The sequence below is a fragment of the Sphingomonas naphthae genome, assembly GCF_028607085.1.
GTDB lineage: Bacteria > Pseudomonadota > Alphaproteobacteria > Sphingomonadales > Sphingomonadaceae > Sphingomonas_Q > Sphingomonas_Q naphthae.
In genome coordinates this window covers 2,297,616-2,314,432 of the sequence record NZ_CP117411.1, presented here as the reverse complement: position 1 = coordinate 2,314,432, position 16,817 = coordinate 2,297,616, and the positions used below count along the sequence as shown (strand labels likewise).

Here is a 16,817-nt window from a genome sequence, read left to right as displayed (position 1 = left end):
ACGATTAAGCATGGACCGACCATTTGATGCTGGAGATGATGTGGACAGTCCGGGAGAAATGCTGATCGATCTGACGGAACGGATCGTCGGCGACCGCGCCGCCGCTGCCGATTTCCGCCCCGGGGCGACCGATGGACGAGGCTTCGGCCTCATGATGGAAGCGGGTATACCGCTCGCGCTGGCGTCTGAAGAAAGCGGCGGCTTTGCGCTGTCGCCTTCGGAAGTGCTGCCGCTCCTCCGGGCGGTAGGCGGATACACCGGCATCTTGCCGATCGCCGAAACACTCCATGCCAACTGGCTGCTGTCGCTCGTCGGTCTGGAACTCGTCGGGGCCGCCATCGCGCCGACCCCGGAGCAGATATCGGTGACACGCGAGGCCGCCGGCTTCCGTGCCGGCGGCCGGCTGGGTCGCGTGCCGTGGAGCCGCAATGTCGATCGCGTTCTGGCATTCGCCACGATCGATGCCGCACCCTGTCTGGTGTCGATCGCGACGACGGATATCGTTACGGCGGCTACCGGGAGCAGCCTTTCCGGAGAACCGCGGGACGATCTCGTGGTGGATGTCGTGCTTGGGGAGGCGGATGTCGTGCCCTTGCCCGCCGGATTCGACGGCTGGACGTGGCGCGCTGTCGGCGCCGCGATCCGGTGCCAACTGATCGCCGGTGCGGCCGCGCGGCTTTTGCAGCAGACCGTCCAATATGTCGGCGAACGGCGCCAGTTCGGCCAGCCGTTGGCCAAGTTTCAGGCGATTCAGCAACAATTGGCGATCGTGGCGGGAGAAGTGTCGGCTGCCGTCGCGGCGGCGGACAGCGCGGCTCAGGGCTTTGGCGCGCAGGCCGACGTCGTTGCGATCGCCGCTGCCAAGGTCCGCTGCGGCGAGGCGGCCGGCATCATCGCCCCGATCGTGCACCAGGTGCACGGCGCGATCGGCTTCACCGAGGAACACATGCTCCATCGGCTGACCAAGCAATTGTGGACCTGGCGGGACGAATATGGCTCGGAAACGCTGTGGGCCGACTGGCTGGGGCGATGGGTCTTGAGCGCATCGCAGGATGGCCTGTGGCCGGTGCTCGTGTCGATGGACGCGGAGGTGGCCCGTGGCTGATCTCCTCCATTTCCCGCCGCCGCCGCCGCTCGCCGCAGCAGATCTCCGGCAGGAGGTCCGCGACTTCCTGCGCGAGACGATCGGCGATCGCCAGGCCCGCGACCGGGCCCTGTCCTGGACGGGGCACGACAAGGCATTCAGCCGAAAGCTGGGCGAGCGCGGCTGGATCGCGATGACCTGGCCCAAGAAATATGGCGGGCATGAGCGCAGCGCGCTCGAGCGCTATGTGGTGATGGAGGAAATGCTGGCGGCGGGAGCGCCGGTCGCCGCGCACTGGATCGCCGACCGACAGAGCGGGCCGCTGATCCTGAAGGACGGCAGCGAAGCGCAGCGGCAGGCCATCCTGCCGCGCATAGCGGCCGGCGAATGCTTCTTCTGCATCGGCATGAGCGAGCCCGATTCCGGCTCGGATCTGGCGGCGGTGCGGACCCGTGCGGTCGAGGTGGAAGGCGGCTTCCGCATCAACGGCACCAAGCTGTGGACCAGCGGCGCGCATTATTCCCATTACATGATCCTGTTGTGCCGCACCGACGGCGGTGTCGAAGCGCGTCACGCCGGGATGAGTCAGTTCCTGGTCGATCTGACGACCCCGGGCATCACCATCCGGCCGATCGTCGACATGACCGGGGCGCATCATTTCAACGAGGTGTCGTTCGAGGACGTGTTCCTGCCGGCCGATGCGATCATCGGCAAGCGGGGCGATGGCTGGAACCAGGTGATGAGCGAACTCGCCTTCGAGCGGAGCGGGCCGGAGCGCTTCCTGTCGTCGTTCGAACTGCTCGATCAATTGGTGCGCGTGCTGTCGCGCAGCCCCGATGGGCAGGCTGCCGGGGCGATCGGCCGGATCGTGGCGCGGGTAATGACCCTGCGCCGCATGTCCCAGTCTGTTGCCGGCATGCTCCAGCGGGGCGAAAATCCAATGCTCCAGGCATCGATCGTGAAGGATCTTGGCGCCAGTTTCGAGCAGCAGATACCCGAGATCGCGCGTCAACTGGTCGATGTCGAGCCCGACGAGGGCAGCGCGAAGGACTTCGCGGCGGTCATGGCGATCACCCTGCTCAATGCCCCGGCCTGGTCGCTTAGGGGGGGCACACGGGAAATCCTGCGTGGCATCATCGCGCGCGGCCTTGGCCTGCGCTGAGACCTGATTTGGAGGAAGACATGTCCGAAGCCCTCGTTCTGGCGGAAACCGACGCCGGTATCCGCACGCTGACCCTCAATCAGCCGACGCTGCGCAATCCGATCTCCGACCTTCCGACCGTGGATGCCGTGGTCGATGCGCTACATGCTGCCGATCAGGATCCCGAGGTTCGGGTCGTCATCTTGACCGGGGCGGGCAGCGCCTTTTCCACCGGCGGCAATCTGAAGGCGATGCACGAGGGCAGGGGCCCGCAGGGCGCCACCCCGTCTGAGACGGTCAGCAACTATCGTCGGGGCATCCAACGCATTCCTCTGGCGTTCGCCGCAATCGACGTCCCGGTCGTCGCGGCGGTCAACGGTCCGGCCATTGGTGCCGGCTGCGATCTGGCGTGCATGTGCGACGTGCGGATCGCCGGTCGCAGCGCGCGATTTGCCGAGAGCTTCGTGAAATTGGGCATCGTGCCCGGCGATGGCGGCGCTTGGCTGCTGCGCCGCATCGTGGGCGAATCCAAGGCGATGGAATTGTCGCTCACCGGGGAAATCATCGATGCCGAGGAGGCTTGGCGCCTCGGCCTGGTGTCCAAGGTGGTCGACGATGCGGAATTGATGGCGGCGGCGCGGTCGGTCGCCGCTGCGATCGCGGCCAATCCGCCGGTCGCGGTGCGCCTGACCAAGCGGCTCATCCGGCAGGCGCAGACCGCCGATCTGCCGTCGCTGCTCGACGCTTCCGCCTCCGCACAGGCCATAGCGCATGAAACGCAGGATCATGCCGAGGCGATTACCGCCTTCATCGAAAAGCGGGCGCCGGTGTTCACCGGCCGCTGATGTGAGCGGCGGGCAGCGCCTATCCCATGAAAGTGCCGCCGTTCACGTCGAGCACGGCGCCGGTCATGTAAGCGGCGCCGTCCGATACCAGAAAGGCGACGGTTGCGGCGAGTTCGCGCACGTCGCCGGCACGACCGGCCGGGATCGCGGCCAAGGTCCGCGAGGCGACCGCAGGGTCCGTTTCCATGGCCATGCCCGCGTCGAAGCGGCCCGCGGCGATGGCGTTGACGGTGATACCGTGCGGCGCCAGCTCATAAGCGGCTTTCCGCGTGAGGCCGATCAGCCCCGCCTTGGTGACCGCATAGGCGACATCCCCCGCCTCCATGCCTGTGCGCCCCGCCCGTGAACTGATGTTGACGATCCGGCCCCAGCCTTTGTCACGCATGCCCGGCGCGAATTGCTGGGTCAGCAGGAAGGCGGCGGACAGGTTGACTGCAACCGCATGATTCCATTCCGTCAGCGTCATGTCGTCCAGCAGAACGGGACCGCCCGGTCGACGCACGGCCAAGCCCGCATTGTTGACCAGGATATGGATCGAACCTGCCTCCGCCAGAATGCGGCGGCCCGCAGCGATCACCGCATCACCATCGGCAAGGTCGGGGCGTTCGATCCACACCGTCGCCCCTGTCGCCCGCAATTCTTCGGCCAGACCTTCAATGTCGCCGTGGCGGCCCAAAAGGACGAGCGGATGGCCATCCGCGGCCAAACGACGCGCGATGGCCTGCCCGAACCCGCCGCTGGCGCCGGTTACCACAGCGGTTTTCCCATTCTGCATCATCGTAGATTTGTCCCGTAAATGCGCCGCCGACAGCGCCGATAAGAAGGAGAGAATTCATGCCGAGCGACATGTTGGAGGTGATCCGCGGCGAGGGCTTCGCGACCGTCGCGTTCAACCGGCCGGAGCGCCTGAACGCGCTGTTGCCCGAGATGCTGGCGGCATTCGATGAGGCGATGGCCGATCTCGATGCCGATCCCTCTGTCGAAGTCGTGATCCTGACGGGGCGCGGGCGGGCATTCTGCGCCGGCCTCGATGTCGACATGCTGAAAGCCCATGGTTCGATCGCCATCGCGGGTTTCAATCCGGCCAGGACGATCAGCGCATGGCGTGGCCCGGTGATCGCGGCGATTAACGGGCCGGCGGTGACCGGCGGTTTCGAGATCACCGTGGCGTGCGACATCATCCTGGCAGCGGAGAGCGCGCGCTTCGTGGACACCCACTCGCGGGTGGGGCTCTTTCCGGGATGGGGTCTTTCGGCCCGGCTTCAGCGCGCGATCGGCATCTACCGCGCCAAGGAACTCGAGCTGACGGGCCGCTCGCTGTCCGCGCGGGAGGCGGCGGACTGGGGGCTCGCCAACCGGGTGGTGCCCGATGCGGACCTGCTCGATATCGCGGAGGCGATGGCCCTGTCGATCGTGAGCGGCGTGAAGGGGATCGCGGCACCCACCAAGGAATTGATCGACGGGGGCAGCCTGCTGCCTCTCGAAGGCGCCCTGGCGTATGAGCGGGATTTCGCGAAGCGCAACCGGGAGCGGGCAGGGGGCGACCTTCGGTTCGATCATGTCGGGTCGAGCCGGGCACACGCCGGCTAGGTGGTTCGCGCGACACGCGATTTCTTGACACCTGCCGGGCGCCAAGGTGATAGGCCTATGCACGATGCGCGACCTGTCCGAACGACCTTTGACTCTGCCCCAGCGCAAGCAGGATGCCCGCGAGGCATTGTTGCAGGCGGGCAGCGAGTTGATGAGCGAGCGCGACGAGATCGATATCCCGTTGAGCGACATCGCCGCTCGGGCGAGCGTCAATTCGGCACTCGTGAAATATTATTTCGGCAACAAGGACGGCTTTCTGCTCGCCCTGCTCGATCGCGACGTGGGCACGGCCATCCGCGATCTCAACCTGCTTCAGGCCGGGCCGGAAAGCGCGACGCGCAAGCTGACGACCCATCTTTCGGGGATCATTCGCGTCTATCAGCGCTATCCCTATATCAACCGCCTGATCCGGGGTGCCTTCAACCGGGTCGATGCCGAGGCGCAAAAGGAGGTTGCGCGCCGCGTCGTGCTGCCGATCCGCAACTTCTATCGCACCATCCTGGAAGAGGGACATCGCAACGGCGAGTTCCGCAAGATCGACCCCAATCTCTTCTACCTGACCACGATCGGCGCATGCGATCAGCTTTTTTCGAGCCGGGGCGTATTGCCTCACCTCCAACCCGATGTTTCGATCGACGAACTGCGGCGGGAATATACCGACCATGTCGTGGCGCTGATCCTTCAGGGGATCAGCGCCACGACGAGTGCGGACTGATATCACCTGCGGCGGCATAGACCGTCGCGCAGCACCACGACATCCCGATCCGCGACACGGCAGTTGAAACGGATGTCGCTGCCTTCGTCCCACAAATCGAAGCTCAGCCGGTCACCCGGATAGACGGGTGCGGAAAAGCGGGCGTCGAGGGACATGAGCGACTCGGGCGCGACCCCCGCACGAACCAGCGCCCGACAGACCATTCCATACGTGCACAGGCCATGCAGGATGGGGCGTTCGAACCCGACGCGACGCGCCACCTCGGGATCGGCGTGCAGCGGATTGCGATCGCCGTTGAGACGATAGAGCAACGCCGCATCGGGACGCGTGTCCAGCGTGACCGTTCGATCCGCTGGGCGCACGGGATCGCCATGTGCCGCATTGAAAGGGCAGCCCGCGCTGCCGATGCCGCCGATCTCGCGTGCGAGGACAATCATGTCGAAGGTGAACAGCGGCGCATCGTCGATTGCCAGGCGCGCCTCCGTGCGAAGCTCGACGAACGCGCCTTTCGTCGGCCCGCGATCAGCGATCGACATCACCGACGCATCGGCCAAGAGGGCGCCTTGCGCCGGAAGTGGACGATGAACTGCCAGACGCTGGCCGGCATGCAGCACCTGCGGCAGCGACAGGCCGGTCTTCTGCAGAATTCCGGTCGAGGCCAGTACGACGGCCATCGTTGGCACCGTATGCAGCCCGACCCCTTCATAGACAAAGCGATGATCGACGGGATCGACCGGGTCCATGCCGAAACCGAGGCTCAGGGCGTAGAGCAGGGTGTCCCGCTCATCCCATTGCCGCTGCCAGCCCCGCACCTTGGTTTCGAGCAAGTCCGCCAGTTTCATCGCTATCCTCGCCCGCCGCAACCCTTAACCGGGATATCGCGATGGTATGAGCATTGCTATAGACCATCGTTATTCGTTCGATTAGAAATAAACAGACCAATCGGAGAGACAAGATGCTGATGGCGAGTCCCGCTGCCCCCCAATCCGCGTCCGGAGGGGGCGTCCGGCCGATCGCGCCCCAGGCGTGGTATATCGTCGGCATTCTGACATTCCTGATCGGCCTGTCGTTTCTCGATCGCTACATATTGGCGCTGGTGGCACAGCCGGTGATCCGCGATCTTCATCTGACCGACGCGCAGATGGCGATGCTGATTGGCCCGGGCTTTGCCGTCGTTTATGCGCTCAGCGGCGTACCCTTGGCGCACATCATCGATCGCAAACGCCGCAAGCCGGTGCTGATCTTCGGCGTCGCCATCTGGAGCGCGCTGACGATCGCCGCCGGTTTCGCCGAATCCTTCACGACGCTGCTGATCTGCCGCACCGGCGTCGCGATCGGTGAAGCTGTCATGACGCCGGCCGCCGTATCGCTGATCGCCGATCTGTTCCCGCGCGAACGGCGTGGCCCGCCGACATCGACGTTCACATCGATGATAAGCCTCATGAACATGGGCTCGTTCTTGGTAGGATCGGGTGCGCTCGCGGTCGGCGGCTATCTGGTGGCCCATGTGGGTCTGGCCGAATGGCGCTGGGCGCTGATCCTCGTCGGCATCCCCGGCTTTCTCGCCATCGCCCTGATGCTCTTCACCGTTCGCGAACCCGAGCGGCAGATCGACGCGACCGACGAGCATACGCGATCGGATTTCGGCAGCTTCGTCGATTATCTGCGGCGGCATTGGAAGCTATGGGTGCCGCTCTATGCCGGCACCGCGCTGTTCGCGACTTGCTCGATGGGCGCGGTGGCCTGGATGCCCACTTTGCTCGTGCGCGGGCACGGTCTGTCGCCGGCCGAAGCGGGGGCACGGATCGGCGCGGTCGGGGCCTTCGCGGGTCTCTTCGGCGCCTTCGTCTGGCCTTACCTGTCCCGCCGGCTCGATGGGCGTGGCACCGTCGGGCGAGGTGTGCTGCCGGCGATGGCGGCGGCTTGCCTCGTCCTGCTGCCGATCATGCTGTTCGGTTACACGATGCACAGCACGTTGATCGCGCTGGTCGCGGTCGGCTTCGGGCAGATCGCGTTCGCCGCCGCCGGCGTGATGCCGCCGCTCGCCGTCCAGATTTTCGGCCCGAGCCTGATGCGCGCCCGCCTTTCGGCATTGAGCCTGATGGTCATGCACCTCGTCGCGTCCACGTCCGGCCCCTATGCCGTGACGGTTTTTGCCGCGCGCTGGCCGGGCGATCCGCTCGCGTTAGGCAAGGCGCTCGGCACACTCGGCACGATCTGCCTGCCGCTGGCAGCGGCGTGCTACCTGTTCGGTGCCTGGACGTGGCGCAGGGAGCAGAAAGCGCGAGCGGCCACCGCAGCGGTCGTTACCGCCTGACGGCGCGACGCACAGCCAGGTCTGAAAGGATTGCGCCATGTACATGCCGCCCGGCACCAAGCTGAAGCTCGACGCGCGTGACGAATATACCCACGAGCCGGAAGCAGCCTCCAACTACAACGAAAGCATGTATTTCAACGCATTCGATAGCCGGCAAGGCATCGGCTGTTGGATGCGGATCGGTAACCGACCCAATGAAGGCCATGCAGAGATGACATGCTGCGTCTATCTGCCGGACGGTCGGGTCGGCTTCATGTTCGCCCGTCCTGCCATCATCGACAACAAGGCACTGGCGGCGGCAGGCATGCGCTTCGAGGTTGTCGAGCCGCTTCGGTGCCATCGCGTCACCTACTCGGGTGAACTGCTGATCATGGATGATCCGCTCGCGATGGCCGATCCGAGTTCGGCCTTCAAACGCTATCCAAAACGGGCCGCGTCGATCGATCTCATCTTCACCGGCGTATCGCCGATGCATGGCGGTGAGATCGTGGATGCGGACGGCTCGCCGATCGAGCTCGATCCCGAAACCTCTGTCTATCGCGGCCATACCGAGCAGATGATGGCCGTCACGGGCCGGATCGTGGTCGATGGCCTGGGTTATGATGTCTCCCAAGGGACGGGCTACCGCGACAAGAGTTGGGGGCCGCGTTTCTGGCATAGCTTCTTCTGGTACAAATGGCTGCCGGTCACCTTCTCGCCCACGTTCGCCGCCCTGCTGTCGATCAAGGGCGATCCCGCCGGCGGTCCGAACCGGGTGAGCGGTAACGTGCTGGACGGCGACCATTTCGATCCAATCGTCGCAGGAAAGATCGATGTCGATTATGCACCCGCCTATCTGCCCAAGACGTTGACCGCCCGTTTTCGGACGGCGCGCCGCGATTACGTCATGACGGCCGAGGTGCTGGCCACCGTGCCGTTGCGCCATCGCCGGCCCGGACAGGACGATCGCTATGTCCGCATTACCGAGAGCATGAGCCGCTACCAGTGCGACGACCATGAAACCTTGGGGATGACCGAATTCACCGACCTTGTCGTCGGCGGCATCCCCATCTCGGAAAAAAAGACGCCGGCGGCCGCCTGATCACCTATCCGCGAGGTTCAGTCATGAGTGTTTTCAAGGGGCTCAAGGTCATCGACGCCGCGAGCTTCATCGCCGCGCCCGGAGCCGCCACGATCCTGTCGGACTTCGGTGCCGAGGTCGTCAAGATCGAGCCGCCCGTGGTGGGCGATGGCCTCCGCAAGGTGTTCGGGGCGCCCAATCAGGCAATCGCGGACCACAATTTCATCTGGACGATGGCGGCGCGCAATCGCCGGGGGCTGGCGCTCGATCTCAAATCGCCCGATGCGGCACCGATCGTCGAGGCGCTGGTGCGCGAAGCGGACGTCTTCATCACCAATCTGCCGCTGCGCCAGCGGCCCCGCCTGGGCATCGATTACGCGCAGCTGGCGGCGATCAACCCCCGTCTGATCTATGCCTCTTTCACGGGATATGGCGAGCGCGGTGCCGAGATGCACAAGCCGGGCTTCGACGCGCAGGCCTTTTGGGCGCGCAGCGGCCTCGCCGATCTGGTTCGGCCCGACGCGGAGGGGCCGCCGGCCGCGGCCGCCAACGGTATGGGCGATCAGCCTTCCGGGGTAAGCCTCTATGCCGCCATCGTCACCGCGCTGTATCGGCGGTCGCAGACGGGGGAGGGGGGGATGGTCGAAAGCTCGCTCATCGCCAACGGTGCGTGGGCCAACGCCATGTCGATCCAGGCCGCGCTGGTCGGCGGCGATGTCGTCTATCGGCAACCGCGCGAGACGCCGCGGAACGCGCTCACGAACATGTATGCCTGTGCCGATGGCCGCTGGTTCATCGTCAGCCTGATCGCCGAGGATAAGGCGTGGCCGTCCTTCATCGAGATATTGGGTGTGCCCGAACTGGCGCAGGATGCACGCTTCGCCACCCGCCCGGCCCGCCATGCCAACGCCGCCGCGCTGACCCGCATCCTCGATGGGCTGTTCGCTATCCGGCCCAGCGATGAATGGCAGACGGTGTTCGAGGCGGCGGGGCACACGGTGGGCGTCGTCGCCCGCAGCGGCGATGCGCTTCACGATCTCCAGATGCGGGAGGCGGGTGCCATCATCGAGGGTGATGCGAACTTTGAAGCGAAGCTCACTATCGACAGCCCCTTCCACATCGACGGCCTCGATAAGACCAAGCCACGATCAGCACCGGAAATCGGACAGGACACGGACGCGATCCTTGCCGGTCTGGGCTTCGCGCCGCCGCAGATCGCCGAATGGCGCGCGCGAGGCGTCGTCGCCTGAACGACCGCGAGGTCAGGCGATCTCCACCACCACCTTGCCCAGCGCTCGGCCGGCGGCCACCTCGGCAAGTGCGTCGGCGGCCTTTTCGAGCGGATAGCGGGCGCTGATCCGTGGCGAAAGGCCGCCGCTCGCGACACCATCGATCACATCGTCCATCACCATGCGATACAGGTCGGGGCGCTGCTCGACGGCGGTGCCCCAATGAACCCCGATCAGTTCGGCATTCTTCAAAAGAGGCAGGTTCAGTGGCAGGGCAGGGATGGTTCCGCGCGCGAAACCGATGACGAGGTGGCGGCCATACCAGCCGAGGGCGCGGAAGGCCGCCTCGCTCAATTCGCTGCCGACCGGATCGTAGATCACGTCGATGCCGTTCGACCCGGCGATCTCCCGGGCACGCACCTTCACATCCTCCCGGCTGTAATCGATGGTCTCGTCCGCACCGAGATTGCGGGCCAACGCAAGCTTTTCAGGGGAGGATGCTGCGGCGATCACGCGCGCGCCCATTCGTTTGCCGAGATCGATCGCGGCCGTGCCGACTCCACCGCCCGCGCCCAGCACCAACAGGGTTTCCCCCGCCTGCAACCGCCCCCGATCGCGGAGGGCATGCAGCGTCGTGCCATAGGTCAGCGGCATGGCGGCGGCGGTCGCAAAGGATACGGTTTCAGGCAGGAGCGAGCAGCGCGTCTCGGCGGCGATGACATATTCCGCGAAGGTGCCACCGCGATCGAGCGACGAACATACCCGATCGCCGGCGCGGAAGCGGACCACGCCGTCCCCGACGCTATCCACCACGCCTGCCACCTCCAGGCCGGGGATGAAGGGCGGCTGCCGGTTTTTCTGATATTTGTTGGCGATGTGCAGCACATCCGGGAAGTTCACAGCTGCCGCGTGGGCGCGGATGCGAACCTCCCCGCAGCCCGGTTCAGGCACGGGCATATCCTTGAGGACGACCACGTCGGGCGTGCCGAAATGCTCGCAGACGATCGCCCGCATTTTCACTCTCCTTCGTTCGATCGGCGTTGCGCCTGAAGCAGCCGCAATGTGGCGTAACCCGGCTGATCGATCCCAATTTCCGCCTCGGCCGTCAGCAACAGATGCTCGAGAAGGGCGGGATCGTCGATCGCGATGCCACCGCCGGCAATACGGTCGCACAGCATCGCGTCGAGCGCCGATATGTTTCCTTCCGCCCCCAGCAGCGGCCGCACGCGCTCCGTAGCGGCCCGATCGACATTCGGGCCCTGGGCGATCTCCCGGCCGACAAGGTCCAGGCTGTTGGCGGCGACCAGCGCATGATAGCGACCGGCGCCTGCGAGTTGGCTGCCGGCCATGTCCCGCAGGAACGTGGCAATCACCGCGACCAGCTCGGATGCCGTTGGCGACGTGCGGCTCATTGCAGTCTCCCGGTCAAGAGCATCATCAGGTCCAGCTCGGTTTCGGATACGCGCCGGCCGATCGATGCTCGCTCGACCGTGCGGTCGCCCGTCCGGAATTCGGCGGCGAAATTGAGGCAACCGATGCCCCACGCCAGCGTGCCGAACAGGATCCAGAAATCGATGCGCCGTGGATCGACGGCAGGCCCGCCAGCAGCGACATAAGCGTCGAGAAGATCGTCGCGCGTGCCGAAGCCCCCGGCCTCGCGATTGAGATGGCCGAACCGCCATGAGGGCACGCACAGCCATCCCAGATCCTCGATCGGATCGCCCGTGTGCGCCAATTCCCAGTCGAGAACGGCGGCGATCCCGTCCGCATCGATGATCAGATTGCCATTGCGGAAATCGCCGTGGCACAAGCGGCGCACGGCATCGACCGGCGTCCGTTCGCCGAGCCAGCGAAACGCCAGTTCGAAAATCGGCCGGCGTTCGCCGATCCGGTCATAGCGTGCCCGCAATGCTTCCACTCTCTGCGCGGCCGTCTGCTCCTGCAGCGGCGGAAGCTCGTCGAGCGGGATGGCGTGGATCGCGGCGAGAATCGCGCCACTCTGAGCCGCCAGCAACGGCCTCGCGGCGCGATAGGCATCTTCACGCAGGATTTTCTTGGGGATGGTTTCGCCGAAGACACGGCGGCTGATAAAGCCGGCGCCGAGTTCGTCGGCTGCCGTCAGAACGTGAACTACATCGGGAACGGGGATCGCGCTCCGCGCGGCGCGGCGCATCAAGGCTGCCTCGGCCGTAAGCCCCGCCGATGTTTCGCGCAACTTGTCCTGACCGTTGGGCGAGCGACGCAAGATCAGGTCGTCGCGCAGCCCATCGCGCGTTGCGGACATCAGCCAGGTTTCCTGGCTCGCGCCACCCGACAGGCGATCGCATCCCAACATGACGAAACCGAGACGCGCGGCGATCTCAGCGACGCGCTCGGAAAAGGGCTTTTCACTCTCCATCGATCTCCCCTTTTTGAGGACTTCGTATATCGATTAACGATGGTAGGTCCAATCAATTCGAGATAGGGTGACGGCTACAACAAGAGGAGAGGTCGCATGGCGACAGGGATCGTTACGGCGCGTGATGGACATATTCTCACGGTCACGCTGGATCGGCCCCACGTGTTGAACGCGCTCGACACTCCGGCATGCGAGGAACTCTCGCGCATCTGGGATGATTTCGTTGCCGATGACGATCTGTGGCTGGCGATCGTGACTGGCACCGGACGGGCCTTCTGCGCCGGGCATGATCTGGCTTCGCGACCTGAAGAGCCGCTTCCGCCCACCGGCTGGGCCGGGCTCGCGCGGCGCGACGACATCGTGAAGCCGATGATCGCGGCGGTGAATGGCCTTGCCTATGGCGGCGGCTGGGAGTTGGCGATGGCTTGCGACATCATCATCGCCGACGAGACGGCGCGCTTCGCCTTGTCCGAGCCGAAGGTCAGTTTCGTCGCGCTGGGCGGCGGGGCGGATGGGCTGGTCAGCCGCCTGCCATGGCATGTCGCGATGGGCTATGCCCTGACAGGTCGTCCGATGGATGCCGCTACCGCGCTGCGCTGGGGCGCCGTGACCGACGTAGCGCCCGCCGGCACCACGCTCGACGTGGCGAAGCAATGGGCGGCGTCCATCCTCGATTGCGCACCGCTTTCCGTGAGGGCGACGAAGGAACTCGCGCTGCTCGCGGCTCGTCCGAGCGCCAGCCGGACGGAGATCAGGCAGGTGTCGGATCGCATCTCGATGGAGACGGCGGCGAGTGACGACCGCGCCGAGGGCCTGCGCGCGTTCGCCGAAAAGCGGCAGCCGCACTGGACTGGTCGCTGAAGGAGAGGAAACGGACATGGAAGGACTCGACGGGAAGGTGGCGGTGGTCACCGGCGCCGCGCGCGGGATCGGGCGGGCGGTCGCCCTACGGCTGGCGCGTGCCGGCGCCGATGTGGCGATCCTGGACATCGATCTCGATGCGGCCCGGCAGTGGAACGAGGCACTGTCGGCCGATACGGTCATGGACGAGGTTCGTGCGCTGGGGCGGCGATCGAGCGGCCTCGCCGTCGATCTGACGCAGCGCGATCGGGTCTTCGATGTGATGCAGGCCGTGGTGTACGATCTCGGTGCGATCGATATCCTGGTGAACGCAGCGGGTGGTTTCGTGACACCGGAGGCGGAAAGCTACGCTTCGTCGGTGTCCGATGCCGACATGCGCATCCTGTTTTCGCTGAATTACGAAAGCGCGGTGCATTGCTGCCAGGCGGCGGTGGGGCACATGCGGACGGCCGGGCGTGGCGGATCGATCGTCAACATATCCTCGCAGGCCGGTTCCTTCCCCCGATCGACCGGCGCGCTGGCGCATTATGGCGCGTCGAAAGCGGCGCTCAACAGCTTCACGCGGACCCTGGCGGGCGAGGTCGGGCCGGACGGCATCCGCGTCAACGCAGTGCTGCCGGGCTATACGATGACCGCGCGGGTCAGCGCCGTTGCCGCCTCGCGCGGCGTCGGCGAGGATCTCGCGGCCGGCTTTCCGCTGCGCCGTTTCGCCCAGCCCGACGACATCGCCAAGGTCGTGAGCTTTTTCGCCAGCGACCTCGCCAGTTTCGTGACGGGCCAGTTGCTGCTGGTGAACGGTGGTGCGACGCTCAGCGCATATTGATTGGATGGATTGCCCCTGAACAGAAAGACGGCGGCGAATTGCTTCGCCGCCGTTTCAGTTGGGGAGTATGGTGCCGTCGCTCCGATGCGGCTCTGTCGTAAATCTAGAATCTGACGCTACCTTGCACGGCGATCTGCCGTCCCCGCGCCACCACGCCGCGCTGCTCGCCGACGACATTGGGAATGCCGGTGCCGCCAGTGCGATCCGCCGCGAAGGTCAGATAATATTTGTTGGTCAGATTGCGGCCGACGAGGGCCACGCGCCAGCGATTGTCCGGCGCGCCGACGCCGACGCTGGCGTTGAAGCGCCAGAAATCCTTCTGGTAGGTGCTCGATGCCATCGTTTCCGAGGCATAATAGCCGCCGCTGTAGAAGGCATCGCCGGTGGTGATGATGCTGAGGTCGCCGACCGGCAGATCCAACGTGAAGCCGGCATTGCCGCTCCAGTCCGGCGAGCGGGCCGGCGCGCGACCGTCGAATACCTGCTGCAAGGTGAGCGCCGTCGTGTTGACGAAGGAGCAATTTGGCGGCGCCACCGCCGTCGCGCGGCTCGTCCCTGCGGCGAAGGCGAAGCCATAGCATTGTCCGGTATAATCCTGATAGCGATTATGGACGTAGGTGACGGCGCTGCGCAGCTGGAGTTCCGGTGTGACGCGGAAATTGCCCTCAAACTCGACCCCGCGCTGCTTCACCTTGCCGGCATTGCCGACGACATAGGCCGTGCGAACCGGATCATAGGAGTTCACCTGAAGATCGGTGAAATCGTAAGCGAAGACCGCCGCCGTGGCACGCAGGCGATTGTCGAAGAAGGTGCCCTTGGCGCCGCCTTCGAAGCCCTTCACCTTCTCCGGCCCGTAATTAACGTCGTCGAGCCGGGTGGCCGTGCTGAACGGCCCCGAGACGGCACCGCCCGACTTGTAACCCGTCTTATATGCCACGTAGAGCGTGTGCCGCGATGTCGGCCGCCACGACAATGTCACTTCCGGCGACACATTGTCCCCCTTGAAACGATCGCGCAGCAGATTGGGCTGAGTCTCGCCGGGGAAGGTGAAGTTGAGCGTGTTGAAGGTGCCCAGGCCGTAGATGGTGCGGTTGTCCGTCGTCTTCTTTTCATGCGTGTAGCGGGCACCGCCGGACAGTTCGAACTGGTCGGTGAGCTTCCACATAAGTTGGCCGAATACCGAAACCGCATCCGCTTTCTGGGTATATTCGGTGCTGTAGCTTTCGATCCGGCCCGAGCTGGCGACATAATTGCCATCGCCGAACTTCACGTCGCCGTTGATGTAGCGTTCGGTGTGGCCATAGAAGCCGCCGATCATGAAGTTGATCGGCCCGGAAAAGTCGCTTGCGAAGCGCAGTTCCTGGCTGAATTCGGTCGATCGATCCGGCGAGGCATTGGCCAGCTGCGAGAAGGTCGTCTGGTCGAGGCCACTCTGCGAGAAGGTCCGCAAGCGATTGAGACCGGTGATCGAGGTGATCGTCGCCGTGTCGAGGGACAAGGTCTGGGTCAGCGAGCTGATGATCGAGTTGAGCGTCGAGAAGGCCTTGCCGTTCTTGCGTCCGTTCAGCATCGCGGCGGCAACGGCGGCGGGGACATCGCCCACCGTCGTGCGGTTATCCTTCACGCATTCGCCATAAGGATCGGCGATGCCACCGAAGCGCGGCTGCGTGCCGATGCACGGCCCGATATTCTGCGAGGCGGAGCCGGCACCATCGTCGCGATAATGGGACGCGAAGACCTTCAGCGAGGCGGTGTAGCTGGTCGAGGGGCGGAATTCGAGCGTGACGCGGCCGAGCAATTCGTTGTTGCCGACGCGGCGGCTGGTGGTGCCCGGTAGGGTCGCGGCGGAGGCTGCGAGCCCGGTCGCTGCACGATAGAAGGGGTTGGCCGTAACTCCCGCGGTATTCCGCATCCAGCCCGCCATGTCGCGATAACGCAGCGCTACGCGGAAACCCAGGGTCTCGCCGAGCGGGCCCGAGATCGCGACATCGTTGACCGTCTCGTCGCCGACGAATTCGTAGGTCGAACTGGCTGATCCCTGCAACGAGGCGGTCGGCCCGGCGGTCTTGATGGAAATCACGCCGCCGTCGGAATTCTTGCCGAAGAACAGCGCCTGCGGCCCCTTCAACACCTCGACCTGGGCCAGATCGAAGAAGCCGAGGAGAGCGATGCGGCCGTTGCTGGTCTGCACGCCGTCGATGGCAACCGACACGGCCTGCTCGAAGCCTGCGGTGTTGGCGGGGCTGCTGATGCCGCGAATGGCGATCGAGCTGCCGCCGTTCGCGCTGAAGGCACCGATGATGACCGATGGGGTCAATTCGCCGATCGACACCAGATCGTTCGCCAGATTGGTCTTGAGCTGCGCCGGCGTCACCACCGAAACCGAGACAGGCACGCTCATCAGCGTTTCACCGCGCTGGCGGGCGGTTACGACGATCTCGCCCTCGGCCGGCGTGTTCGCGGCCGCCGGTTGGGCGGGTGAAGACGGAGCAGCCTGCGGCGCCTGCGCATAGGCAGCGGCCAGCGCGATCGTGTTGCACCCCATCAGGACGGCCCCGCGCAGCAGCGCGCGACGGCGGCCAAAACTTTTATGGTCCATGATCATCCTCTCTGAAACCCGAACTTCAGGCTGGAGGCGCGGCGTGACGGCAGCCCGCCATGCACAGTGCATGGCAGCGAACATGCTGCTGAACTCGTCGTCATTGACGCTGCTCCCTCGACTCCCGCACTTGTTTCTCACGGCGAGTAACAGTG

The 16,817-nt window shown here is 65.2% G+C and carries 16 protein-coding genes; 10 read left to right on the top strand and 6 right to left on the bottom strand.

What is annotated here, in order from left to right; all coding sequences use genetic code 11:
- Positions 1–58: 58 nt before the first annotated feature.
- From PQ455_RS11090 to PQ455_RS11080, 3 genes are read left to right on the top strand one after another with little or no spacing between them, the layout of a single operon-like run.
- Positions 59–1,105 carry an acyl-CoA dehydrogenase family protein gene (locus PQ455_RS11090; protein ID WP_273686141.1) on the top strand — a complete coding sequence of 349 codons (1,047 nt, stop codon included), beginning with the start codon at positions 59–61 and terminating at the stop codon, positions 1,103–1,105.
- On the top strand, positions 1,098–2,246 hold the full coding sequence (locus PQ455_RS11085; RefSeq protein ID WP_273686140.1) for an acyl-CoA dehydrogenase family protein: 1,149 nt from the start codon (positions 1,098–1,100) through the stop codon (positions 2,244–2,246). The genes PQ455_RS11090 and PQ455_RS11085 overlap by 8 nt, the downstream gene beginning before the upstream one ends.
- A gap of 20 nt (positions 2,247–2,266) precedes the next feature.
- On the top strand, positions 2,267–3,070 hold the full coding sequence (locus PQ455_RS11080; RefSeq protein WP_273686139.1) for a crotonase/enoyl-CoA hydratase family protein: 804 nt from the start codon (positions 2,267–2,269) through the stop codon (positions 3,068–3,070).
- Between the two features lie 19 nt (positions 3,071–3,089).
- Here PQ455_RS11080 and PQ455_RS11075 read toward each other — a convergent pair whose 3' ends face one another.
- Positions 3,090–3,848, bottom strand: coding sequence for an SDR family NAD(P)-dependent oxidoreductase (locus tag PQ455_RS11075; protein WP_273686138.1), 759 nt, complete (start codon positions 3,846–3,848; stop codon positions 3,090–3,092).
- Between the two features lie 56 nt (positions 3,849–3,904).
- Here PQ455_RS11075 and PQ455_RS11070 point away from each other — a divergent pair, with 56 nt between their 5' ends.
- Positions 3,905–4,660 carry an enoyl-CoA hydratase-related protein gene (locus PQ455_RS11070; RefSeq protein ID WP_273686137.1) on the top strand — a complete coding sequence of 252 codons (756 nt, stop codon included), beginning with the start codon at positions 3,905–3,907 and terminating at the stop codon, positions 4,658–4,660.
- 64 nt (positions 4,661–4,724) lie between these two features.
- Positions 4,725–5,375, top strand: coding sequence for a TetR family transcriptional regulator (locus PQ455_RS11065; RefSeq protein ID WP_273686136.1), 651 nt, complete (start codon positions 4,725–4,727; stop codon positions 5,373–5,375).
- Positions 5,376–5,377: 2 nt separating this feature from the next.
- Here PQ455_RS11065 and PQ455_RS11060 read toward each other — a convergent pair whose 3' ends face one another.
- Positions 5,378–6,217, bottom strand: coding sequence for a MaoC/PaaZ C-terminal domain-containing protein (locus PQ455_RS11060; RefSeq protein ID WP_273686135.1), 840 nt, complete (start codon positions 6,215–6,217; stop codon positions 5,378–5,380).
- A gap of 119 nt (positions 6,218–6,336) precedes the next feature.
- Here PQ455_RS11060 and PQ455_RS11055 point away from each other — a divergent pair, with 119 nt between their 5' ends.
- Genes PQ455_RS11055 through PQ455_RS11045 form a run of 3 tightly spaced genes read left to right on the top strand, consistent with a single transcriptional unit; the run spans position 6,337 to position 10,002 of the window.
- On the top strand, positions 6,337–7,692 hold the full coding sequence (locus PQ455_RS11055; protein WP_273686134.1) for an MFS transporter: 1,356 nt from the start codon (positions 6,337–6,339) through the stop codon (positions 7,690–7,692).
- A 37-nt stretch (positions 7,693–7,729) separates the two neighbouring features.
- The gene (locus PQ455_RS11050) at positions 7,730–8,773 is read left to right on the top strand and encodes a DUF7064 domain-containing protein (RefSeq protein ID WP_273686133.1); all 1,044 of its coding nucleotides are present in this window, start codon (positions 7,730–7,732) and stop codon (positions 8,771–8,773) included.
- Between the two features lie 23 nt (positions 8,774–8,796).
- Positions 8,797–10,002 (top strand): CaiB/BaiF CoA transferase family protein, encoded by a 1,206-nt coding sequence (locus tag PQ455_RS11045; RefSeq protein WP_273686132.1) that lies wholly within the window; start codon positions 8,797–8,799, stop codon positions 10,000–10,002.
- A gap of 12 nt (positions 10,003–10,014) precedes the next feature.
- Here PQ455_RS11045 and PQ455_RS11040 read toward each other — a convergent pair whose 3' ends face one another.
- Genes PQ455_RS11040 through PQ455_RS11030 form a run of 3 tightly spaced genes read right to left on the bottom strand, consistent with a single transcriptional unit; the run spans position 10,015 to position 12,379 of the window.
- Positions 10,015–10,995 (bottom strand): NADPH:quinone oxidoreductase family protein, encoded by a 981-nt coding sequence (locus PQ455_RS11040; protein ID WP_273686131.1) that lies wholly within the window; start codon positions 10,993–10,995, stop codon positions 10,015–10,017.
- A 2-nt stretch (positions 10,996–10,997) separates the two neighbouring features.
- A complete protein-coding gene (locus PQ455_RS11035; RefSeq protein WP_273686130.1) occupies positions 10,998–11,393 on the bottom strand; it encodes a DUF6285 domain-containing protein in 396 nt (131 codons plus the stop codon).
- The gene (locus tag PQ455_RS11030; protein WP_273686129.1) at positions 11,390–12,379 is read right to left on the bottom strand and encodes a phosphotransferase family protein; all 990 of its coding nucleotides are present in this window, start codon (positions 12,377–12,379) and stop codon (positions 11,390–11,392) included. Before PQ455_RS11030 ends, PQ455_RS11035 begins: the two co-directional genes overlap by 4 nt.
- 96 nt (positions 12,380–12,475) lie before the next feature.
- On the opposite strand from PQ455_RS11030, the gene PQ455_RS11025 reads away from it, so the two are divergent.
- Both PQ455_RS11025 and PQ455_RS11020 read left to right on the top strand, forming a co-directional pair.
- On the top strand, positions 12,476–13,240 hold the full coding sequence (locus PQ455_RS11025) for an enoyl-CoA hydratase-related protein (protein WP_273686128.1): 765 nt from the start codon (positions 12,476–12,478) through the stop codon (positions 13,238–13,240).
- A gap of 16 nt (positions 13,241–13,256) precedes the next feature.
- Positions 13,257–14,063, top strand: a complete 807-nt coding sequence (locus tag PQ455_RS11020; RefSeq protein WP_273686127.1) for an SDR family NAD(P)-dependent oxidoreductase — start codon at positions 13,257–13,259, stop codon at positions 14,061–14,063.
- Positions 14,064–14,166: 103 nt separating this feature from the next.
- Here the strand turns inward: PQ455_RS11020 and PQ455_RS11015 are convergent, their stop codons facing one another.
- Positions 14,167–16,662 carry a TonB-dependent receptor gene (locus tag PQ455_RS11015; RefSeq protein WP_273686126.1) on the bottom strand — a complete coding sequence of 832 codons (2,496 nt, stop codon included), beginning with the start codon at positions 16,660–16,662 and terminating at the stop codon, positions 14,167–14,169.
- Between the last annotated feature and the right edge of the window lie 155 nt (positions 16,663–16,817).